Here is a 20,520-nt window from a genome sequence, read left to right as displayed (position 1 = left end):
GGCCTCGCCGCCGGCGCCTGGCTAGTGCTGGAAGTGCACTTCCGGATTGTTCGGTGAGGGCCCGTCCAGCAGCGGACTGCGGATCCCCTTCAGCGTCCGGTCGAAGAACGCCGTCACGTACTCGCGGGTGATCTCCACCCCGCGTTCCGGGGCGAGGGGCGGCGTCGGGAACCCGGCCTGCTCGTGAAGCAGGTCCAGGTCGCTGAAGCTGAAGTGGTCGGCGCCGGCGACCGTCAGCCACTTCTTGTAGCCGCCGAGGGCGGCCCAGGAGTGCTCCCAATCGGTGTTGGCGGTTGTACCCAGCATGAGGAACGGCCGGTTGATCCGGCCGGGCGTCGGGTCCGGGTGGAAGGAGCCGTCCATGTTCACTCCGGCCCGTACTCGCGGGTCGGCGATCATCGTGGCGGCGGCCGCCGCTCCGCCGAGGGAGTGTCCGGCCGTGCCGATCTCGTGCTTGTCGATGAGGTGTGCCAGCGGCCACGCGGTATTGCCGTGCGTCAGCTGGTCGATCACGAAGGACTCGTCCAGCGCACGGCCGGCGGCGACGGAGTCGAAGTCGAGCGTCGCCGGGGCGTCGCAGATCGCGCACGGCGGCGTCTGGCCGTCCGCCAGCGTCTCGCCGCTGTCCTCGTAGGTGTGGCCGACGAGCGCGACGACGTAGCCGTGACTGGCCAGGTCGGTCGCGAGCGAGGTGAGCACCATGCGCGGGTCCTCGTACGCGGGCGAGAGGACCACCAGGGGGTACTTGCCGCGCTGCGGCCGCGCGCCGTCGAAGGCGTGAGTGGTGACGCCGGAAAGGGTCTGCGGGGTGACGCCGGAGCTCGCCGGCAGATTCTGCCGCTGGACGATTCCGGCCGCCTCGGCGAGGGTCATGTAAGGGGCCGGAGTGCCCGTCCCGGGGACGGCCGGGTAGACCATCGTGACGGTCAGTTGGCGGGGGCCGGACGACGGCACCCACGGGTCGGGACGGCTCGCGTCGGTGAGGTGGATGACGTCCTCACCGGCGGCGTAGGGGCCGGTCGGCGCGGGGAGCGCGCCCTGGAAGGACCGCGGCGGCGGCGCCGCAGCAGCCGTGACGGCGGTCGCGTGCACCGTGGACGGCGGGGTCGTGGCGGCGATTCCGGTGCCGGTCGCGGCCACTGATGCGGCGAGACCCAGGATGGCGGCAGCGCCGATGCGGCGCCTGCGGTTCGAGGTGGTGTTCACGGACACGATCCTGCCCGGCCCCGCCCTGACGCTCGATCATGCAGGCTTCCGTCTTGAGGGTGGTACTGGCTACACCCTGAGATCCCCGCCGGCGCGAGGTTCCCTTCGCCGGCATCGTCGAACGCCGCCTTCGACGGTCCCCTCGACTCGCCGCGGCGTCCGGTCCGACGCGAAGGCGCCGGCCGACACCCTGCTCATTCGAAGCTCACGCCTGCGAGCTTCGACTGGAACATCTGCGCGTGCCCGGCGACCGCGTCCGCCTGCTCGTGCATCATCCGCGCGTGCTCCTCCAGCGCGTCGGGGTCGATCCGGAAGCCGGAGCCTCCCCCGCCGCCGCCCGACACCCCGAGCGCGGACTCCGCCGCCTGGAACACCAGCCCCTGCACCGCGTTCGCCACCGTGTCCACCAGCGGACCGATCGCGGCCTCCACCACCTGCGCGATGATGTACTGCTCCAACTGCTGTTCCAGGTAGTTGATCAGGCGCTTCGCGGCTTCCTCGATCAGGATCACCGCCGCCTCCGCCGCACCCAGCGTCGCCACCGCCGCGGCCTGGTCGGCAATGAACGCCGCCGCCAGCACGACGAGTTCACCGATCGTCTCGACCTTCATCGCCACGATCACGTCCGCCGCGATGTCCAGCGCGTCCGCCACCACATGGCACGCCTGCACGAGCTCGTTCAGGTGGCTCTCGGACAGCGCCGCCCACTTGGCGAGCAACGCCTCGTACGACGCGCCCTCGTACGCCTGCCCCAACTGCTGCACCGTGGACGTCGACTGCTGGTGCACCGACTCCACGTTCTGCGCGAACTCCCGCACGTGCGCGCCGAACTCGCGCACCTTGTCCTCGTTCACCGTCGGCCAGTTGATGCCGATGAACGAGAGGAACTCCACCACTTCACCGGGCAGTTCGATCGCCACAGCTGACACCTTCCCCCGATGGAACGCGAACGCCGTTGTGACCGTAGTCCAGAATCGCACTCGGGAGGACAGGAACGGGGATTCCCGCAGACGACCGCGCTCCCCCGCGCCTGGGCGGTCCAGCCCGTCAGGGGCCGGGCGCCGACCGCCGGCACGGTCTGCCGGCCCGAGACGACGTCGATTCAGGTCAGCGCGGCGGTTCGATCGAGAGGGCGTGCCGGAACACGTCGCGCGGGTCCCAGCGGGCCTTGACGCGTTGCAGGCGGGGGTAGTTGTCCTTGTAGTAGAGGGTGTGCCAGGGGACGCCGGAGGTGTTCCAGGCCGGGTCGGCGAGGTCGACGTCCGGGTAGTTGATGTAGGAGCCGTCGCTGACCTCGCCGGGGACGGGCACCCCGCCGGTGTCCCGGTGGACGTCGCGGTACAGCTCGCGCACCCAGGCCAGGTTGGCGGCGTCGTCCTGCTCCGCGGCCCAGATGCTGTGGTAGACCGCCTTCATCACCACGTCGCGCTGGGCCACCGCGGTCGCCCCGGGATCCACCGCGCGGACCTGGCCGCCGTAGCCGACGATCAGCATGCCGCAGGCGGCGTTTCCGGTGCTGTTCGTCAAGTGGCGGTGGATCGTGGCGAGTTGGGCGTCGGTGAAGGAGCGCTTCAGGTAGCCGGCCTTGCCCTTGTAGCGGCGGGTGACGAGGTTGCCGGACTCGCCGTTGCCCGGCCAGGTCATCACGTACAGCCAGGGCGCGGTGGCGCTGCCGCCGTCGAGGTCGAGGCCGGTCCCGGTGTTCACGTGGGTGACGAACTCGTCGACCAGGTCGGCCGCGTGGGGGACGCCGGCGTCGATCTGCACCACCATCGAGAACGTTCCGGCGTCCTGGTGGGCGAGTTGGAGGATCGCGTAGAGGGCGTCGTAGGGCGAGCCCGGGTCGCTGTGAGTCTCGTGCCAGGTGCAGAAGTTGCGGATCAGGGTGGTGACGGCCTGCTCGGTGGTCTTCGCCGGGTCCCAGGTCCACTCCACCACGGCTTCGAGGATCTCGGCCGGGGCGGGCGGCAGCAGGCGGCGCGGGTCGGGGGCGGCCGCCCGGGCCTCCGCGTCGCCCCGGGGCGAGCGCAGCCAGTACCGGGTGACCACGCCGAAGTTGCCGCCGCCCCCGCCGGTGTGCGCCCACCACAGGTCCCGGTGGGGGTCGTCCGGCTCGCGGGTGGCGACCACCGCGCGGGCGGTGCCGTCCCGGTCGACGACCACCACCTCGACGCCGTACAGGTGGTCGACCACCGAGCCGTACCGCCGGGAGAGCGGGCCGTACCCGCCGCCGACCAGGTGGCCGCCCGCGCCCACCTCGGGGCAGCCGCCGGCCGGGATGGTCACGCCCCAGCCCTTGAACAGCGTCCGGTAGACCCGGCCCAGGGTGGCGCCGGGCTGCACCTCGAACGCGCGCCGCGACGGGTCGTAGCCCACCGCGTCCAGCTGCGACAGGTCCAGCAGGAGGCGGATCTCCGGGTCGGCGGTGAAGTCCTCGAAGCAGTGGCCGCCGCTGCGCACCCCGATCCGCCGCCCGTCGCGGACGGCGTCCTGTACGGCCTGCACCACCTGCGCGGTGCTGCCCACCACCCGCACCTCGTCCGGGCGCCCGACGAACCGGTGGTTGTCGCCCCTGAGCAGGCTCTCGTACCGCGGGTCCCCCGGCCGCACCCCCGCCGGCCCGAACGTCTCCGGGTCCCGGCCCGTGGGCGGGCCCGCCGCGACGGCGCTCCCCGGGCTTCCCGCTGCCGCCAGGCCGACCGCGGCGGCGGCCAGCAGGCCCCGACGGTTCAGCCGCACTCCGGACACGTCCTGCTGATCCATCGTCATTCCCGTTTGCCGAGGGCCGGTTCCGCCGATCCTCCCCAGGATGCCTGCCGACGCCGCCCGCGCCCAGGGTTCGGCCGGACGTGTCGGCGGGTTCCGTCCCCGTGCGGCGGCGCTCTGGCAGGCTACTGACCGCCCGTCAGTCCGTCCGCCCGGAGGAGCCGTGTCCACGTCCGCCGCCACCCCGCCGCCCCGGCCGATCGGCGCGACCACCGAGGACGGCGACCCGCTGGCCCTCGCGCTGTTCGGGCTCACGGCGGTCAGCGGCCTGATCGACGCCGTCAGCTACCTCGGGCTGTCCCACGTGTTCGCCGCCAACATGACCGGCAACGTGGTGGTCATCGGCTTCGCGCTGGCCGGCGCGCCCGGGTTCTCCGTCCTCGGCTCCCTCACCTCGCTCGCCGCGTTCCTGCTGGGCGCGGCCCTCGCCGGACGCCTCACCCTCGGCCGGCTGCGGCCCGCGCTCGCCGCCGAGACGCTGCTGCACCTCGCGGCCGCCGCCGTGGCCTTCGCCTTCGGCACGGGCGGCGCGCTCCAGTACGGCGTGATCGCGCTGCTCGCCGTCGCCATGGGCCTGCGCAACGCCACCGTCCGCAGCCTCGGCGTCCCCGACCTCACCACCACCGTCCTGACCATGACCCTGACCGGCCTCGCCGCCGACACCCGCCTGGCCGGCCGGCACTCCCCGCACCAGCGCCGCCGCGTCCTCGCCGCCCTCACCATGACCGCCGGCACCGTCCCGGGCGCCCTGCTGGTCCTGCACCACCACCTCCCCTGGGCGCTCGTCCTGGCCGCCGTCCTCACCGCCGCGACGGCCGTCCTCTACCGGGACCGCGCCTGACGCCGAATCGGTCCGCGCGCCGGATCACCGCCTCGGTGCTCGGCAACCGGACGGCGAAGAGGCCCGACGGGGACGCCTCGCGGAGCAGCCGGCGCAGGTCGGCCTCGAAGGCCGGCAGGCGCGGGCCGAACAGGTGCGGGGCGGAGGAGGAGAGGGAGAGCACGGCGGCGACGGCGTCGTCCTCGGTGCGTTCCAGGACGGCCCCGCCGGGGACGATCAGGCGTTCGGGGCCCGCGAAACCGGCCCGGGCGAAGACCTCGGACTCGCCGCCGGGCGTTCCGTGCGGCAGCAGGCCGCGCCCGGCGCGTCGGACGGGGCCCAGGTAGGCGCGGACCAGGGCGTCGACGGCGTCCTGCGGCAGCGGCGGGTGCGGGAGGCCGGAGGTGGTTCGCGGTTCGGCCTTCCAGTCGGCGAGGTGGATGGCCGCGCCGCCCGGGCGGAGCAGGTCGTGGACGGTGGCGGCGACCTGCTCGCGGTCCATCCAGTGGAGCGAGTTGCCGAACGTGGCGACGGTGAACGTGCCTAGCCCGGACGGCAGTTGCTCGGCGCGGGCGTTCACCCGGCGGGCCCGGCCGGCCGGTCCGGCGCGCCCGGCGGCCCGGGCCGCCTCGGCGAGCATCCCGACGTCCGGGTCCACGCCGACCACCTCGCCGAACAGCCCGGCCAGGCCGAGGACGAGCGTCCCGGGACCGCAGCCGAGGTCCAACAGCCGTCCGGCGCCGTCGAGTTGCAGGGCGCGGGCGAGTGCCTGCGCCGGCCCGGGGGCGAGTGCCCGAGCCAGCCCGGGGCGCACGGGAGCCGCCCGCGCGCACAGTGCTCGGCCGCGCCGGCGAACAGCGTCTCGTCCCACTCCCAGCCGTCCACCGCGCCCGCCCTCCGCGTCCCGTCCGGCGACGCCCGCTTCTCGCTCCGCGACGCCGTCGGCCGCCCGTCCCGCGTCGCCGCCGCCCGTACATCACACCGGCGCAACCGGACATTACCGCCCGCCGGGCCGGAATCCAGCCACCCTCTCGCCCGAATTGGTCCATACCATTGACGCGATCAATTCAACCCGGGCAGGATCGGCCCGCCCCCACAAGGGCCTCCGCACACCCCAGACGGCCCCCACACTCCAAGGAGCCCCCCATGCCCGTTCGCCGCGCCGCCAAGGCCGCATCCGTGCTCGCCCTCGGCGGCGCCCTGACGCTCGGGCTGGCGGGCACCGCCTTCGCCGCGCCGATCGCCGACCTGAGCGGCATGGGCTGCCCGGACTCCTACACCAACTACTACGGCAACGGCGGCTTCGTGCAGACCCTGTCGTACACGTACACCGGCGGCAACGGCTACCGCTACGGCCACTACAACGTGGTGTTCCGCAACAGCTTCGGCGACACCTACGAGGGCACCCGCGACTACCGCTGCTACTGAGCGGCGCCCGACCCCGGCCGGGAGTCAACGGCGCCGCGGCGGCAATCGGCGGTATCGACGGGGTCGGCGGTGTCCGCACCAATGGCGCATTCGGTGCATAATTATCGCCTTCGACACACCGATATCCGAACGATTCCGCCCGGTCTCCACCGATTCGCCCCGGTTTCCGAACGACTCGAAAGAGTCCAGGAGGTGGCCCGGACGAGCCTCCCGATAGGCAGGGGACGTAGTCTGCGGGCATGACAGACGCCGCGCACCTCACTCCCACCGAAGCCTTCGAGATGCTGCTGGCGGGCAACGGCAGGTTCGTCGCCGGCGGCCCCGAGCACCCGAACCAGGATGCCGCCCGCCGCGCCCAGACCGCACCGGCGCAGGCCCCGTTCGCGGTGATGTTCGGCTGCTCCGACTCCCGGCTCGCCGCCGAGATCATCTTCGACCAGGGCCTCGGCGACCTGTTCGTGGTCCGCACCGCCGGCCACGTGCTCGGCCCCGAGGTTCTCGGCAGCATCGAGTACGGCGTGAGCCTGCTGGGCACCCCGCTGGTCGTGGTCCTCGGCCACGACTCCTGCGGCGCGGTCGCCGCCACCCGCGAGGCGGTCGCCGCCGGCGCCACCGGCGAGGGCTTCGTCCGCGACGTGATCGAGCGGGTCACCCCGAGCGTGCTCGCCGCGAACGCCGCCGGCCACACCGACAACTCCCACTTCATCAACGAGCACATAAGGCACACCGTGGCCCTCCTCATGGAGCGCTCGCGCATCCTCTCCGACGCGGTCGCCGCCGGCCGCACCGCCGTCGTCGGCCTCTCCTACCGCCTGGTCGACGGCACCGCCCACCTGGTCACCACCCGCGGCCTCGACCTCCCCACCCCCGCCGCCGCCTGACCACCCCAGCCACCCCACCCGCAGCCCCGGCCACCCCGGCCGGGGCTGCGGCATTCCCGGCCCGCGCCGTCAGCACTCGCCCTGCGCCACCAGCTCGGCCCAGGTCCACGGCGCAGCGCGGGTGCCGTCCGGGTTCAGCCCGTGAGGCAGGTACTCCTCCCCCGGCAAGCAGCCGACCGCCCTGGCCCGGCGGGCGAACTCCTCCGCCTGCGGGCAGCCGACCTTCCTGAGCACGTCCAGGAGCTGCTGGCTGTGGTCGGCCGACGCCCGCCTCAGGTCGACGCATCCCACCGGATCCCGGCGCAGCAGCCGGGCGACGGCGTCGCCGTCGCCGGCCTCCGCCAGCGCCTCCAACAGCCTCGCCACACTCTGGACGTGGTCGAGATCCGCCCCTTCGACGGCCCGCTCGATCAAGGTCGCCCGGAGATCGGTCATTCCCTGCCGGGTCAGGAAGCCCACCAGTGCGCCGACCCCCTACGTGTCCTCCATGCTGATGTCCGTCACGCACCGCCGCGCGAAGGACCTGACCGCAGCGGTCTCCCCGGCGAAGTGGAGCGCTTCGAGAACGTCCACGTGCGCCTCGTAGTCCGCACACTCCCATGGGTCGGCTCGGGCGATCAGCCCACGGCGGAGCAGCACTCGAACCGCCGCCGACGCCTTGCAGGTCCAGAAGTACCAGGCATGAACACCCAGTTCCTGGAGATCGCGCGGCTCCGCACGCTCGGCAAGGTGCACCGCCAACCGGCCGGCCGCGTCCCACACACCGGCTTTGGGAAGCGGATGTCGGCCTCGGTCTGGAGCCAGGCGACGACCGCGGCGAGGACGACGACGCCGGCCAGGGCGAGCGCGCCGCCGAGGCGGGACTCGGTGAGGAGGTCGGCGGCGGTGTCGGCGCAGGCGGGTTCTTCGGTGAGGGCGGCGAGCAGGACCTGACGGCCGGTGAGGCGGTCGGGGTCGGGCAGGGTCATCGGGTTCTCCGGCCTCCGAGCGGGACGGTTGCGGCCCGGTGGCGGGGGCGACGTTCCCGGGGTTCGTCACGGCGCCTCCCCGTCACCCGCTCCGGCCTCCGGCTGCGCACAACGACCCACCAGCCGCTGCCGGTTGACCCGGGTCACGGGAGCGCCCGACGGGCGCCGCAGCAGTCCGCGTTCCGGGCGGATTCGGCCGGGTCAGCGCAGCACGGACTCCAGGAAGTCGCCGCCGATCCGCGCGACGACCGGAAGGTCGAGCTGGTGGAGGACGTAGCGGCCCCGCCGCCGGGTGACGACCAGCCCGGCCTTCCGCAGTACGGCCAGGTGTCGGGAGGCCTCCGGGGCGGTGATGCCGGACGCGTCGGCCAGCTCGTTGGTCGAGTACGCGCCGCGCGCGAGGTGGCGGCACAGGCTGATCCGCACCGGGTGGGTGAGCGCCTCCAGCCGCAGCACGATCGTCTCCGTCGAATCGGTGTGGTCGAGGCCGTGGCCGGCGGCGGCGGGGTACTGGATCACCGGCTGCCAGCCCGGCGCGTACAGGGTGAACAGGTGCGGCCGGCCGAAGACGCTCGGCAGCAGGGTGACGGCGGTGTCCGCCCGGGTGCGGCCCTGCACGAGCTTGTCGACGACGATGCGGGTGCCGTGCTCGTCCTCCGCCAGGCTCAGCGCCGGGGACGCCGCCGTGAGCGCCGCCGCCAGGCCCTTGCGGCGCAGCAGTTCGGTCTTGTCCCGGGCGTCGGCGGCGAGCCCGTCGCGGACCCGCTGCCAGGTGTCGGCGAAGAACGCCCGGTCGCAGTCCTCCAGCAGGCGTCGGATCCAGGCGCGCGCGGCGGTGGGGTCGGCGAGCATCCGTTCCACGAACGCCGCCTGGCGCGGGCCGCGGGCGGCGGCGAGGTCGAGTGCCCGCCGCCGGGACCACTCGTCGACCAGGGGCGACGGCAGGCCCCTGGAGTAGAAGCTGGTGCTGCAGGAGATCTCCAGCGCCGCGCCGACGAACTTCTCGTCGTCCATCCGGTCGAGGTCGTCGAGCTCCTCGGCGAGGGTCTCCCGGGGGTGCGGCGGCAGCAGGAAGTCGGAGCGTGTCGATTGCCACATGAACTCGGCCTCCAGCAGCCGGTCGGCGAGGTCCGGCGCGAGCGCGGCGGTGGTCGCCGTCGTCCACGCGTGCAGTCCGGTGTGGTGGTCGGGCTCGGCCAGCGCGTGCAAGGCGTTGCCGAGTTCGGCCAGCGGCGAGGGGCGGAAGACGATGCGCTCGTGCGGCAGGCCGGTGATGTCGATGGTCACGCTCACCTGTCCATGGTGCCGCCTCGGGCGGAGAAACCCCCTCGGGTCGTTTGACGGGAGCCGTCAAACGACGGGACTGCCGGGCGGCCCGTGGCCCAGGGTGGGCGGGTGAACGCACTGCACCAGCACCTGCTCGACAGCGCCCGCGCCGCCCACCACGGCGAACCGGCCCCGCCCCTGCCCGGCACCCACGACCTCGCGACGCTGCGCGCGGCCCTCACCCACCACCGCGAGACCCGCCACCGACCCACCCGCGACCGGGACGCCCACCACTACGAGCCCCGCCGCCCGGCCGCAGGCCTCCGCCACCGTCTGCGCGACTGGTTCGGCCGCCCGTAGCGACCCACCGGCCCCGACCCACGGCCCCGACGCTCCGTTCCCGACGCTCCGCACTGGCGCAGCGACGGCCGTGGACACCGACGCTCCGTCGACCGGCTACGGCCTGCCGAGGCTCGCAAGCGCGGCCGCGTGCAGGGCGGCGATGCCGGTGCGCAGGGTGGCGCCGACCTGGGGGCGGAACTCGGGTGAGTGGTTGGCGGGCAGGGCGGCGAGTTTCCGGGCGGCGTCGGGGCCGGGGGCGGCGGCCCACTGCTCGGGGCCGACCATGCCGAGCATCCAGTACGCGGTGCGGATGCCGGGCACGCCGTGAAGGCTCTCGCCGGCGGGGCCGAACAGCGGGAAGTCCTCGGTGGCGAGCGCGGGCGGCCACTCGGAGACCCGGGCGGGGCCAAACAACTTCCGGTGCACGGTGCGCAGTTGTTCGGCGAGGGCCGGATCGGGGGTGTTGACGCCGGAGCGGGAGAGCTCCTCGAACTCGGGTTCCCGGGGGCAGCCGGAGGCGGCGGCCTCGCCGCGGACGATCCGCCGCACGGCGGTGCAGGCCCGCTCCAGGGATTCCTCGGCGAAGCCGCGCACCGTCACCGCCAGCACCGCCCGGTCGGGGATCACGTTGCCCTGGCCGGCCGCCTCCAGGGAGCCGACGGTGACCACCAACTGCTCGGCGGGCGAGGTCTCCTGGGCGACGATCGACTGGAGCCGCAGGACGACGGCGGCGGCCGCCACCACGGGGTCCAGGGCCAGGTGGGGTGCGCCGGCGTGCCCGCCGCGGCCGTGGATCACCACGCGCAGGGTGCGGCTGCCGGCCGTCACCGGGCCCCGGCCGTGGGCGACCATTCCTGCGGGCAGCGGCGCGGTGTGCTGGGCGAGCACCACCGAGGGCGGCTCGAAACGCCGGTACAGGCCGTCCGCCAGCATCGCCCGCGCGCCCGACAGGGTCTCCTCGGCGGGCTGGCCGACCACCAGCACGGTGCCGCGCCAGGCGTCCCGGGCGTCCGCGAGTGCGGCGGCGGCCCCCGCCGCGCAGGCGAGGTGGACGTCGTGGCCGCAGGCGTGCATCACCGGCACCTCCCGGCCGTCGGGGGTGCGGCCGGTGGCGGTGCTGGCGTACGGCAGGCCGGTGCGTTCGGCGACCGGCAGCGCGTCGAGTTCGGCACGCAGCATGACCACCGGTCCGGGGCCGTTGCGCAGCACGGCGGCGACGCCGTGGCCGCCGATGCCTCGGGTCACCTGGTACCCGGCCCCGGCCAGCCGGTCGGCGAAGCGGGCGGCGGTGCGTTCCTCGGCGCCGGACAGTTCGGGGTGCCGGTGCAGGTCGAGGTAGAGCTCGGCGGCCCGGGCGAGGCCGGCGTCGGAGGGGGCAGCGTCGGGCGGGGCAGCGGTCATCGGGGCGGCGCTCCTGGGGCGTGGCGACGGGTGGTCAGTGACTTGTCAGTGGGGTTCGCCGGGTACTGCCAGCGGCCCTCGGTAGAACTGACGTGTGCGCGACGGCGATTCGCGAGAAGCGCCGCCGGCTCCTTCCGTCCACGGTCCGGCTGTGACGGCCGGACCGCCCCCCTGCACCGAAAGGAGAAGTGCCATGGCTGACACTTCGCTCGCGTCGCTGGCCCAGGAGATCCTGAACCTCGAGTCGGAGACCTTCGAGATCAGCGACTACTCGGACACCTCCGAGGTCATGCTGGGCTCCTCGACCTCCTGCTCCAGCACCAGCACCTGCTCCAGCACCACCAGCACCACCTCCTGCACCGCCTGAGCCTGCGGCGCAGTCGTCCGGTGGCCCTCCTCCCTCACGGGCGGGGGGCCATCGGCCGTTTCCGAACAGCCAGGGCCTCGGCGGCGCCTACGGGAACGGGTGCGGGACGAGCCGCAGTTCGTCCTCGGCGAGATCGGTGGCGCGCAGCCCGCCGCGGCGCAACGCGGTGCGCAGGCGCGGCAGTTGGAGGGCGCGCTGGCGGGTCCAGCCGAAGTCGATGGGGAGCAGTCCGGGCACCAGGGTGCTGACGGTGTGCAGGCCGAGGCGGCGCTGTTCGGGTGAGGTCTGGTCGACCACGATGACGTCGTACCCGGCGTCGGTGAACCGGTCGCGGCAGAACAGCAGGTCGTCGAGCAGGTCGGTGCCGCGCGGGCAGGTCTCGGCCCAGTCGGCGTACAGCTCGGCGGCGGGCCGGGCGGGGGCGGTGGGTTCGAGGTAGCTGCGGGCGTGCTGGGCCATCTGCGGCAGGCCGAACAGCGCGGCGTGGTCGGGCAGGCGGCGCACCAGGTCGAAGTCCGAGGCCATCGCGACGAGTTCGGCGGGTCGCTCGTGGACCTGGCCGGGCAGGTGCGGGATGTAGGTGAGGATCTCGGAGACCGCGGATTCGACGGTGTCCTCGGGGTCGAATCCGGCGGAGGCGGCGAACGCGAGGGTGCCGGGGCCGCCGTCGCGGCGGACGGCGAGGGCGGTGACGACGGGGACGGCGAGGTCGATCCGGTTGTCGAAGGCGTGCACGTCGTAGCCGAGCAGGGCGGCCCGGTCGAGCATGGCACGCAGCGCGGGCCCGGTGCTGGCGGTGAGGTCGATCTCGGGCAGCCGGGCGTTGCCGTACCAGCCGATCAGAAAGGCATCCCGTTCGATCAGTTCGAGCAGGCCGTACAGGATGGCCTCTTCGAGGCAGCTGCCGATGGCACAGCCGTTTGAGCATTCGAAGACGAAGTTGTCGGCGGCGACGCCGGCGCTGTAGTAGCAGAGCCGGGCGGGCACCAGGACGGGCTTCTGGTCGCGCAGGGACCAGCCCTGGACCCAGGGGATCGGCCGGTCGGGGTCGAACGGGCCGAGCATCGGGTCGTCGCGGTAGGTGCGTTCGCTGTACAGGCCGCATTCCCGCGGGTCGAGTGCGGCGGCCCCCAGGTTGCGGTAACTGTCCGTCAGGAGGGGCGTGTTGGAGCGGCGATGGGTACCGGCGTAGCGTTCCAGGCCTTCCAGGAAGGCGAGCGAGCGGCTGGCCCGGAAAGAGTTGGCCTGGCCGCTCCAGGTGACGTCGGTGAGTCCGGCGTAGCCGCGCATGAAGACGGAGCCGGCGACGGGGGCGGTGGTCGGCGAGACCACGTCGGTCCAGGTGCCGGCGCCGAGCACGCCGCAGACCGGGTTGGCGAGCGCCGCTTCGGGCAGGTCGTAGCCGTCGGCCGGGCGCAGCCGGCGGCGGTCGGGGGCGGGCTTGGGGCGGGAGACCAGGGGCAGCACGGGCTGTTCGACGCCCGGCACCCCGTCACGGACTGCGCCGCCACCGACCACGCCGCCACGGTCCTCCCCGCCACCGACCACGCCGTCACCGTCCTCCCCGTCACGGTCCGCGCAGGACGGGCAGAGCGGTTCGGCGAGCAGCGGGAAGGTCTGCACCCGCAGCGTCTCCAGGTCGAGCCGGGAGACCTGGGGCAGTGCGGTCGGGGCGGCGTCGGCGGTGAGCAGGTGCAGTGCCCAGACGGCGTCGACGGCGTGGTCGGGCAGCGGGGGCAGGCCGGGGCCGGCCAGGGTGCTGGTGCGGCCGGTCTCCAGGGCTTCGCGTTCGGTGCGGCTGCGCAGGCGCTGCCAGCGCATGGCCAGGCAGGTGCCGCACGCGCCGTCGGGGTCGCCGCCCCACGGGCCGATCAGGACGGTCTGCGCGGTGAGGTGGACGGTGGCGCGGGCGCGGCGGCGGGCGGCGTCGGCGGGTTCGGGGCGCAGCAGGTCGGTGCCGCCGAGGACGGCGACCGCGGGCGCGGGGTGCCCGTCGCCGGCGGCGCGTTCGGCGAGTCGACGCTCCATCCGGTCCCTGGCGGCTTCGAACGAGGCCTCGGCGGGGGTGGTCATCTGGTGCCTCCGGGGAGACCCCGGCCGGGCGGGCCGGGGGTGGGATCGGTCTGCCCGCGCGGCGGGTCAGCGAGTTCGAACCTGACGGTGCGTCAGTTTCGGTTGCTCCAGCGGAAGGTCTTGGCGGCGATCAGCGCGAAGACCAGGGTGAAGCCGGTGAGCGCGGCGCAGTCGAGGAACGGCATGGCGATGCCGCCGCGGCCGCCGACGGCGTCGGTGACGCCTTCGTCGAAGTAGCGCAGCGGCAGGGCCCGGGAGAGGCCCTGGAGCCAGCCCGGCATCAGGTCGATGGGGTAGAACGCGCCGGACAGGAACGCCATCGGGACCATCACGCAGTTGGCGATCGCGGCGACCGCCTCGGGGGTGTTGGCGAGGGTGCCGACGACCAGGCCGAGCGCGGCGAAGGCGGTGATGCCGAAGACCAGCACGGGCAGCGCGAGCGGCCAGGAGCCGGACAGGTGCAGGCCGAAGGCGGCGAGTGCGACGGCGGTGAACAGCACGGCCTGGACCAGGCCGGTGCCGAGGGCGACGGCGTAGCGGGCGCCGAGCACGGTGGGCAGCGGGGTGGGGGTGCGCCAGATCAGGCGCAGCAGGTCGTCGCGACGCCAGTGCATCAGGGTGAAGGCGACGCCGAACAGGGCGGCGTTGCCGATGCCCCAGGAGAGCACGCCGGGCGCGATGTAGTTGATGTAGGACAGGCCGCCGTCCACCGCCTGGCCCTGGAAGATCATCCCGAAGACGATCAGGAAGACCAGCGGGAACGCGAAGGTGAAGATCACCGAGGTGCGGTCGCGCAGGTAGGCGAGGTAGCTGGCCCTGGTCACGGCGGTGTAGGCGTTCACGGTCGGTGCTCCGTTGCGATCGGTTCGAGGTGGGCGGTCACGACCGGCACTGCTCCGTCGCAGCCGGTTCGAGGTGGGCGGTCACGACCGGCGCTGCTCCGTCGTGGTCAGTGCGAGGTAGGCGTCCTCCAGGGTCGCCGTGCGGGTGGTGATCTCCTCCAGGTCGACCAGGTCGCCGAGGGCGAGCAGCACCTGGTTGGCGGTGTGGGTGGAGATCACCAGTTCGCCGCCCTCGATGCCGGCGCTCTCGACGCCGGGCAGGTCGCGGACGTCCTCGACGCCGAGCCGGTAGGCGGGGACGCGCAGTGTGGTGGGCGCGGAGAGCGACTTGATCAGGTGGCGGGGGCTGTCGACGGCGAGCACGGCGCCGCGGGCGACGATCGCCACCCGGTCGCAGAGCGCCTCGGCCTCGTCGAGGTGGTGGGTGGTGTGGACGATGGTGCGGCCGTCGCCCTTGAGGGCGCGCAGCACCTCCCAGAGCGAGCGGCGGGCGGCCGGGTCGAGGGCGGCGGTCGGCTCGTCCAGGAAGATCAGTTCGGGTTCGTGGATCAGTGCGGTGGCGAGCGCCAGGCGTTGGCGCTGGCCGCCGGAGAGCTGGTCGATGCGGCGGTCGGCCTGGTCCCCGAGGTCGACCAGATCGAGGGCGCGGAGCGCGGCGGGCCGCTCCAGGCGGTAGAGCGCGGCGACGGTCTCCAGGTGTTCCCGGGCGGTGAGCCGGGTGAAGAACGCCGAGCTCTGGGTCTGGATGCCGAGGCGGCGCAGCAGTGCGGTGTTGCGCGGCCAGGGGCTTTCGCCGAGCACGCTGACGGTGCCGGAGTCGGGGGTTCGCAGTCCTTCGACGATCTCCACCAGGGTGGTCTTGCCGGCGCCGTTGGGGCCGAGGATGCCGAAGAACTCACCCCGTTCGACCGTCAGGGACACTCCGTCGAGTGCCTGGACCGTGCCGTAGCGCTTGCGGACGCCGTCCAGCGCCACTGCCGCGTCGGGGCGGCCGTCACCTGTGCTCATCTGTGTTCTCTCCTTGCCGACATCACGCGACCTCACGTCACCCGCCTTGCTGCACCGCACAGTTGCTCCGGTCATGGTCCGTTCATTCGCGTCCCCCGCGCAGCGACCGCAGCGCGCCGCCCGCCGCCCACAGCAGCAGCGCGGCCACCACCGCGAGGGCCGGCAGCCAGCCCGCGAGCGGGCCGAACCAGGCCGCCAGCAGGGCGCTCGCTGCGGCCAGCAGGGCGGCGGCCAGCACCGCGCAGCCGAGCGCGTAGCCGCCGTGGACCAGGCGCAGCCGGGCCGGGTAGCGGCGCAGTTCGGCGCCGTCGCGGCGGATCGCGGCGCGGACCGCCACGGCGGCGAACGTGCGGCTCTCGGTGGCCAGTTGAAGGGTGTCCAGGGCGTAGCCGAGCGCCTTGTAGCCGTCCAGCGGGGGCAGCGGCAGCAGGTTGCCGAGGGCGACGGCGGTGCCGAGCAGCAGCAGTCCGCCGAGGAACGGCCGGGCCTGGGCGTGTGCGGGCAGCAGCGCCCAGGCGGGGTAGAACGGCAGCAGGAAGGCCAGGTTGGCGACCGCGCCGGCGGCGGCGGTGGCGATCTGCTCGCGACGGCGGGCGAAGAACCGGACGTCCTCCACCTCGCAGTACAGGTACGTCATCGGCAGCCGCCAGCGCAGCCCGATCTCGCCGATCCGGCCGCCGTAGGCACGGCCGACCAGGCCGTGGGCGAGTTCGTGCAGGGCGAGGCTGGTCCACAGCAGGGTGCCGACGGCGAACAGTGCGACGGGGTTGTCGCTGAGCCGCCGGGTCTCGTCGATCAGGGTGGGCAGTTGGACGGCGACGGCGACCAGCAGTGCCGCGACCAGGGCCAGCAGCGGCGCCAGGACGGCGCGGCGGCGGGCGAATCCGGTGACGCGGTGCAGGGTGTCGAGCAGTTGGGGCGCGTCGGCGACCAGCTTGGCCCGGCCGCTCAGCAGGCCGGAGCGGGGCCGCTCGGCGGCCTTCGGCGGCACCGGGACGGGGGCGTCGACGAGCAGTCCGCGGGTGTACAGCAGGCCCATCATCTGCTGCCACTGCGGCTCGCCGAGCCGGACCCGGAACCGCTGCGCGTACTCCTCGCCGACCTGGGCGAGGGTCCGGGTGCCGTCGAGCCGGGCGATGATGAAGTGCTCCTTCGGCCCTATCTCCAACTGCCGCCCGCCGATCGGGTCGTGCAGCAGGTGGACGACGGCGGTGCCGCGGCGCAGCGGCCGGGCGATCCGCAGTTCGGGGCGGATCGCCGGCCGCAGCTCCAGCAGGCGACGGCTGCTCACGGCGCCGCCGCGGGCTGCGGCTCGCGCAGGGCACGGGCCAGGATGTACGACAGGAACGCCTCGTCGCGGACGGTCACCGACAGCCGGTTGTTGGTCATGTGCGCGTACGGGAACAGCAGCATCGGCAGCGCCTCGGCGGGGTCGGTGACGGTCAGGTCGCGGGTGCCGTCCCAGGAGCGGAAGACCAGTTCGCCGCGGCGTGCCAACTCGGCGGCCTTCTCGCGCAGTTCGAGGCAGTGTTCGGCCCAGCCGCGGAGCACGGCGGGCAGCCGCTCGGGCGCCCGGTCGACGATCGCCGCGCGGATCGCCCGGAACCTGGCCGGCAGGGTGTCGCCCATGCTGGCGTAGGCCCGGTCGTAGCCCTGCTGCGCGGTGTAGTTGGTGCCGGCGAACGAGCGGTTCCAGAACGCGTGGTAGCGGTCGAGGAAGGCCAGCAGGTCGTCCTCCTCGGGGAGGAAGCACGCCGTCATGGTCATCATCAGCTGGGTGGCCAGGCCCAGCACCACGGTGCGCAGGTGCAGGTTCATGGTGCGGGTGGCTTCGATCACCAGGTCGCTGGAGTGCTGGAAGTGCCACTCGGCGAGGTCGATCCCGGCGGGGCCGCCGTACTTGCCGTACTCGGGTTCGTACTCCTCGCGGCTGAAGGTGTTGTTCTCCCGCAGCCTCATCCTCCCGTCCGGGCCGACCAGTTCGGCCCGCTCGTCGGGCGTGAACTCCAGCTCGAACATGGTGTTGTAGAGCTCCGCGAAGAAGCTGTCCGCCACCTGGTAGAGCGCGGGGCGGCGGCGCAGGAACTCGGCGACGGCGGTCTCGGCGCGCTCGCGGACCTGCTCGGCGGCCTCGGGGCGGGCGGGGCGCAGCCGCAGGCGCAGGTGCGGGCCCTCCACCCAGTAGTTGATGAAGAAGTACCCGGCGAGCAGGCCCTCGTCGGCGAGTTCGGTCACCAGCGGGCGCACGCACTGCAGCAGCAGCGGCCGCGGGCTGGCGGCGTAGAAGACGTGCAGCGCGAGCCAGTCCCCCGGGGTGTCCGGGGACGACGACAGATCGGTCATTGGTTCGGCTCTCCTAGCCGGGTCTCGATCGCACCGTTCTGCTCCACCGAAGGCTCCGGCGGCACCGACGGCAGGATTTCCAGGGCCAGTTCGGCGACGTGGCGCCCGTGCGCGGAGCGGACGTGCAGCGCGTCCTCGCCGGGCAGCATCTCCTCCAGCACCAGCCGTCCGGCGCCGCCGGACAGCAGGGCGTCCAGCGCGGTCAGCGACAGCGGGCTGGCGAAGTCCACGTACTGGGGTTTGGCGGCCCCGAGGGGGACGCCGGGCCCCTCGGGGTACGCCCGGGCGAACACCCGGTCGGGCAGGGAGTGCCGGCGACGCCAGCGCTGCCATTCCAGGTATCGCTCCGACTCGGTTGCTCCCGGCGGGAGTTGCGGCAGTGCCGCGGCGGTGGCGGTCCAGTTGCGCCGGTGCAGCACCAGGCTGCCCAGGCGGACCCGGGGACGGCGGGCGACGCCGGTCTCCGAGGCGGCGGCGGGCACGCCGCGCCACAGTTCGGGCGTCACCCGCGAGGTCGGTGAGAACAGCAGCAGGCTGCGCGGGATGTCGGGCAGCACCATCGGCACCAGGTAGCCGAGGTAGACCGGGACCACCTCGACGCCGAGCCGCCGCGAGCGCAGCACCAGGCGGTCGGCGGCCGGGTCGTGCTCGACGTACAGGTCGTCCAGGTGGATCTGCGCGCCCTCGGGCGCGGTGCTGGTCTCGCCCGGGCACACCAACTCGTAGTCGGTCAGCCGCGCGTGCAGGTTCAGGTTGGTGGTGGCCGCACCCGCGGTGACCTCCGCCAGCACCGCGCCCTCGGGCACCACCCGGCGCAGCGTGCCGCGCAGCCCGGCCGGCAGGGCGACGCGGTCGTCGTCGAAGCAGTGCGTGAACCGGGTGAACGGGAAGCACAGCCCGCCGTACGAGTGGTTGAGCACCACCAGCGGCTCGCCGTCCTGCGCGGACAGCTGGACGAAGTGGCTGTGCGGCGCGAACTCGCCGACGCCCGTGCCGAGTTCGGCGGCGACGGCGGCCAGGTCGGCGTCCGTGAGCGCCAGTTCCTCCGCGTCGTCCGGCAGCTGCTCCGCCAAGTGGCGCATCCGGCGGGCCAGTTCGGCGCGGGCCCGGTCGAGCGCGGTGATCTGCGGCTGGCCCAGCCAGTTCTCCTCCGGCGGGTAGCCGCGGTGCTCGGCGTCGCCCGACTTGGCGGCGGTGAACTGCAGGTACTGGTTGAAGATGTCCTCGTGGAAGTCGTGCACCAGTTGCAGCAGGTCGTCGCTGCGGCCGCCCCGGCCGTGCCGGGCCAGGAAGAAGCCCTTCAGAGTGAGGCGTTGGGCCAGGCCCAGGTCGAACACCGGGAGGATCCTGGTGAGTTCGGCCAGCGGCTCGGCGGCCAGCCGCGCCCACGGCCGCGGGTCGGCCGTCACCTGGCCGGCGGCGACGTCCTCGTACAGCAGGGTCTGCGGGACACTCGCCCGTTCCTCCCCCAACTCGGCCTGGACGGCAGCCAGTTCGGAGCGGATCTCGACCAGCAGCGCCCGCCGGGTCGGGACGTCGGCCGCCGGGTAGCGTTCCAGCGCGGCGATCGGCCCGGCCAGCCGGTCGGCGACCGCGGTCGCCCACGGGCGCTCCAGCGAGCGCAGCGCCCGCTGGAAGGACCTCAGCGGGTCGCCGGTGTGCACGTCGGTGGCCAGCAGCGGCAGTTGCAGGATGCCGACGTCCAGCAGCGCGGCCAGGTACCGCTCGGCGTCGCCCGCGTCGGCGGCGCCGCCGTCCGGGCCGAGCTGCGCGGCGAGTTCGGCCGCCAGCTCGCCGAACCGGATCCGCGGGCGCTGCCGGAACAGCTCCAGCAGTCGCTCCAGTACGCCGCTCAGACGCAGGAAGAACAGCCGGTCGCGGGCCGCGTCGAAGCTCACCGCCGCGCCGGCGTCGCCCGCCGTCACCGAGCGCCGCACGTAGCGCACTCGGTCCTCGGTCAGCTCCATGCCGGAGGCGGGGGCCACCGGCAGGTCGGCGCGGCGCTCCGGGTCGGCGGCGACCAGTTCGGCGAGCCGGGCCAGCACCACCACGTTCAGCCGCGGGTGGCTGCGGCGCCCGTCGCCCAGCAGCAGCTCGGTGCCGTCCGCGGGCTCCGCACCGGCGACCGGCTCGCCGAACGTCCCGACGGCGACCGGCGTGAAGGTGCTGAACGGGCTGGTCTTGCAGGCCGTCCGGTACAGGTACGACAGCAGCGAGCGTTCCATCTTGCGGGTCCGCTTGTCCGGCGCGGCGCTCGGTGCGCCGATGCCGTCCAGGCGGGCCTCCAGCGGCGGCGAGGCCAGCAGCAGGCCGAGCCGCAGTTCGTCCAGGCTCGCCAGGCGGCGCAACTCGGCCCGGGTGCGGACGAGTTCGCGCTCGAAGACCGGGCCTCCGGCGTCCCGCAGCTCGGCCAGGCGCTGCCGGGCGGGCAGCCACTGGGCGAGCAACTCGGCGGCGTCCTGGTCGAGTTCGGCGACCAGCGCGAGCGCCTCGGCGGGCCGCGCGGGCATCCGGTTGTTGAACACCCTGCGCCGCAGGTCCAGCACCCGGCGGCGGCCGTCGGCGTCCGGCGCGAGCTTGACGAGCGCCGACAGCGGGTCGCTCAGCCGGGCGCCGAGGTCGGCCAGCCGCTCCTCCTCGGCCACCAACTCCTCGGCCCAGCCGAAGACTTCGGCCGAGCGAAGGCCATGCACGGCCTCGACGGGCAACCCGCCGGCGCGCAGCATGAAGCGGGGCCCGAGGCCGAGTGCCCGGCCGGCGGGTGCGGCGCTTCCCGCGGTCACAGTGGTGGTCAACGTTCCTCCGCCGG

18 protein-coding genes and 1 pseudogene are annotated in these 20,520 nt (G+C 73.9%); 5 read left to right on the top strand and 14 right to left on the bottom strand.

What is annotated here, in order from left to right; genetic code table 11:
* Positions 1-21: 21 nt before the first annotated feature.
* The 3 genes from CG736_RS13395 to CG736_RS13385 form a co-directional block, all read right to left on the bottom strand.
* Positions 22-1,206, bottom strand: coding sequence for an alpha/beta hydrolase (locus CG736_RS13395; RefSeq protein ID WP_232733976.1), 1,185 nt, complete (start codon positions 1,204-1,206; stop codon positions 22-24).
* A 194-nt stretch (positions 1,207-1,400) separates the two neighbouring features.
* On the bottom strand, positions 1,401-2,126 hold the full coding sequence (locus tag CG736_RS13390) for a WXG100 family type VII secretion target (RefSeq protein ID WP_100586436.1): 726 nt from the start codon (positions 2,124-2,126) through the stop codon (positions 1,401-1,403).
* 187 nt (positions 2,127-2,313) lie between these two features.
* Positions 2,314-3,969, bottom strand: a complete 1,656-nt coding sequence (locus CG736_RS13385) for an FAD-binding oxidoreductase (RefSeq protein WP_198520487.1) — start codon at positions 3,967-3,969, stop codon at positions 2,314-2,316.
* Between the two features lie 166 nt (positions 3,970-4,135).
* Between CG736_RS13385 and CG736_RS13380 the strand changes: the two genes are divergently transcribed.
* Entirely contained in the window at positions 4,136-4,813 is a 678-nt protein-coding gene (locus CG736_RS13380) for a YoaK family protein (protein ID WP_369880179.1), read from the top strand.
* Here CG736_RS13380 and CG736_RS13375 read toward each other — a convergent pair.
* Positions 4,773-5,677 (bottom strand): annotated as a pseudogene (locus CG736_RS13375) (class I SAM-dependent methyltransferase). The gene CG736_RS13380 and the pseudogene CG736_RS13375 sit on opposite strands and share 41 nt — an antisense overlap.
* 261 nt (positions 5,678-5,938) lie before the next feature.
* Here CG736_RS13375 and CG736_RS13370 point away from each other — a divergent pair.
* Both CG736_RS13370 and CG736_RS13365 read left to right on the top strand, forming a co-directional pair.
* Positions 5,939-6,220: a hypothetical protein gene (locus CG736_RS13370; protein ID WP_100586434.1), complete on the top strand. Its 282-nt coding sequence runs from the start codon at positions 5,939-5,941 to the stop codon at positions 6,218-6,220.
* 239 nt (positions 6,221-6,459) lie between these two features.
* Positions 6,460-7,101 (top strand): carbonic anhydrase, encoded by a 642-nt coding sequence (locus tag CG736_RS13365; protein ID WP_043907821.1) that lies wholly within the window; start codon positions 6,460-6,462, stop codon positions 7,099-7,101.
* 69 nt (positions 7,102-7,170) lie between these two features.
* Here CG736_RS13365 and CG736_RS13360 read toward each other — a convergent pair whose 3' ends face one another.
* From CG736_RS13360 to CG736_RS13350, 3 genes are all read right to left on the bottom strand, one after another.
* Positions 7,171-7,536, bottom strand: a complete 366-nt coding sequence (locus CG736_RS13360; protein ID WP_157815562.1) for a hypothetical protein — start codon at positions 7,534-7,536, stop codon at positions 7,171-7,173.
* Positions 7,537-7,718: 182 nt separating this feature from the next.
* Complete coding sequence (locus CG736_RS13355; RefSeq protein WP_100586432.1) at positions 7,719-8,069, bottom strand: hypothetical protein; 351 nt, start codon at positions 8,067-8,069, stop codon at positions 7,719-7,721.
* Positions 8,070-8,270: 201 nt separating this feature from the next.
* Entirely contained in the window at positions 8,271-9,362 is a 1,092-nt protein-coding gene (locus tag CG736_RS13350; protein WP_100586431.1) for a DUF5937 family protein, read from the bottom strand.
* 102 nt (positions 9,363-9,464) lie between these two features.
* Here CG736_RS13350 and CG736_RS13345 point away from each other — a divergent pair, with 102 nt between their 5' ends.
* Entirely contained in the window at positions 9,465-9,695 is a 231-nt protein-coding gene (locus tag CG736_RS13345) for a hypothetical protein (RefSeq protein WP_100586430.1), read from the top strand.
* 96 nt (positions 9,696-9,791) lie between these two features.
* On the opposite strand, the gene CG736_RS13340 is transcribed toward CG736_RS13345, so the two are convergent.
* Complete coding sequence (locus CG736_RS13340) at positions 9,792-11,078, bottom strand: amidohydrolase (RefSeq protein ID WP_100586429.1); 1,287 nt, start codon at positions 11,076-11,078, stop codon at positions 9,792-9,794.
* A gap of 193 nt (positions 11,079-11,271) precedes the next feature.
* Between CG736_RS13340 and CG736_RS13335 the strand changes: the two genes are divergently transcribed.
* The gene (locus tag CG736_RS13335) at positions 11,272-11,445 is read left to right on the top strand and encodes a thiazolylpeptide-type bacteriocin (protein ID WP_073810233.1); all 174 of its coding nucleotides are present in this window, start codon (positions 11,272-11,274) and stop codon (positions 11,443-11,445) included.
* An 87-nt stretch (positions 11,446-11,532) separates the two neighbouring features.
* Here the strand turns inward: CG736_RS13335 and CG736_RS13330 are convergent, their stop codons facing one another.
* The 6 genes from CG736_RS13330 to CG736_RS13305 form a co-directional block, all read right to left on the bottom strand.
* Positions 11,533-13,518 (bottom strand): TOMM precursor leader peptide-binding protein, encoded by a 1,986-nt coding sequence (locus CG736_RS13330; protein WP_100586428.1) that lies wholly within the window; start codon positions 13,516-13,518, stop codon positions 11,533-11,535.
* Between the two features lie 92 nt (positions 13,519-13,610).
* Complete coding sequence (locus CG736_RS13325; protein ID WP_100586427.1) at positions 13,611-14,360, bottom strand: ABC transporter permease; 750 nt, start codon at positions 14,358-14,360, stop codon at positions 13,611-13,613.
* 81 nt (positions 14,361-14,441) lie between these two features.
* Positions 14,442-15,368: an ABC transporter ATP-binding protein gene (locus CG736_RS13320; protein ID WP_100586426.1), complete on the bottom strand. Its 927-nt coding sequence runs from the start codon at positions 15,366-15,368 to the stop codon at positions 14,442-14,444.
* A gap of 82 nt (positions 15,369-15,450) precedes the next feature.
* Positions 15,451-16,659: a peptidase M50 gene (locus CG736_RS13315; protein WP_100586425.1), complete on the bottom strand. Its 1,209-nt coding sequence runs from the start codon at positions 16,657-16,659 to the stop codon at positions 15,451-15,453.
* Entirely contained in the window at positions 16,656-17,711 is a 1,056-nt protein-coding gene (locus CG736_RS13310) for a lantibiotic dehydratase C-terminal domain-containing protein (RefSeq protein WP_100586424.1), read from the bottom strand. The genes CG736_RS13315 and CG736_RS13310 overlap by 4 nt, the downstream gene beginning before the upstream one ends.
* Positions 17,708-20,506 (bottom strand): lantibiotic dehydratase, encoded by a 2,799-nt coding sequence (locus CG736_RS13305; RefSeq protein ID WP_369880174.1) that lies wholly within the window; start codon positions 20,504-20,506, stop codon positions 17,708-17,710. Before CG736_RS13305 ends, CG736_RS13310 begins: the two co-directional genes overlap by 4 nt.
* Positions 20,507-20,520: the final 14 nt, after the last annotated feature.

This window comes from Kitasatospora sp. CB02891, assembly GCF_002803145.1.
Lineage (GTDB): Bacteria > Actinomycetota > Actinomycetes > Streptomycetales > Streptomycetaceae > Kitasatospora > Kitasatospora griseola.
The sequence above is the reverse complement of the archived record's forward strand: the minus strand, read 5'-3'. Positions and strand labels throughout refer to the sequence as shown.

Excerpts from the sequence above, each read along its gene's own strand:
- CG736_RS13385 (WP_198520487.1), bottom strand. The coding sequence starts at position 3,969 with ATGGATCAGCAGGACGTGTCCGGAGTGCGGCTGAACCGTCGGGGCCTG.
- CG736_RS13310 (WP_100586424.1), bottom strand. The coding sequence starts at position 17,711 with ATGACCGATCTGTCGTCGTCCCCGGACACCCCGGGGGACTGGCTCGCG.
- CG736_RS13335 (WP_073810233.1), top strand. The coding sequence starts at position 11,272 with ATGGCTGACACTTCGCTCGCGTCGCTGGCCCAGGAGATCCTGAACCTC.
- CG736_RS13330 (WP_100586428.1), bottom strand. The coding sequence starts at position 13,518 with ATGACCACCCCCGCCGAGGCCTCGTTCGAAGCCGCCAGGGACCGGATG.
- CG736_RS13365 (WP_043907821.1), top strand. The coding sequence starts at position 6,460 with ATGACAGACGCCGCGCACCTCACTCCCACCGAAGCCTTCGAGATGCTG.
- CG736_RS13370 (WP_100586434.1), top strand. The coding sequence starts at position 5,939 with ATGCCCGTTCGCCGCGCCGCCAAGGCCGCATCCGTGCTCGCCCTCGGC.
- CG736_RS13320 (WP_100586426.1), bottom strand. The coding sequence starts at position 15,368 with ATGAGCACAGGTGACGGCCGCCCCGACGCGGCAGTGGCGCTGGACGGC.
- CG736_RS13340 (WP_100586429.1), bottom strand. The coding sequence starts at position 11,078 with ATGACCGCTGCCCCGCCCGACGCTGCCCCCTCCGACGCCGGCCTCGCC.
- CG736_RS13355 (WP_100586432.1), bottom strand. The coding sequence starts at position 8,069 with ATGACCCTGCCCGACCCCGACCGCCTCACCGGCCGTCAGGTCCTGCTC.
- CG736_RS13360 (WP_157815562.1), bottom strand. The coding sequence starts at position 7,536 with ATGACCGATCTCCGGGCGACCTTGATCGAGCGGGCCGTCGAAGGGGCG.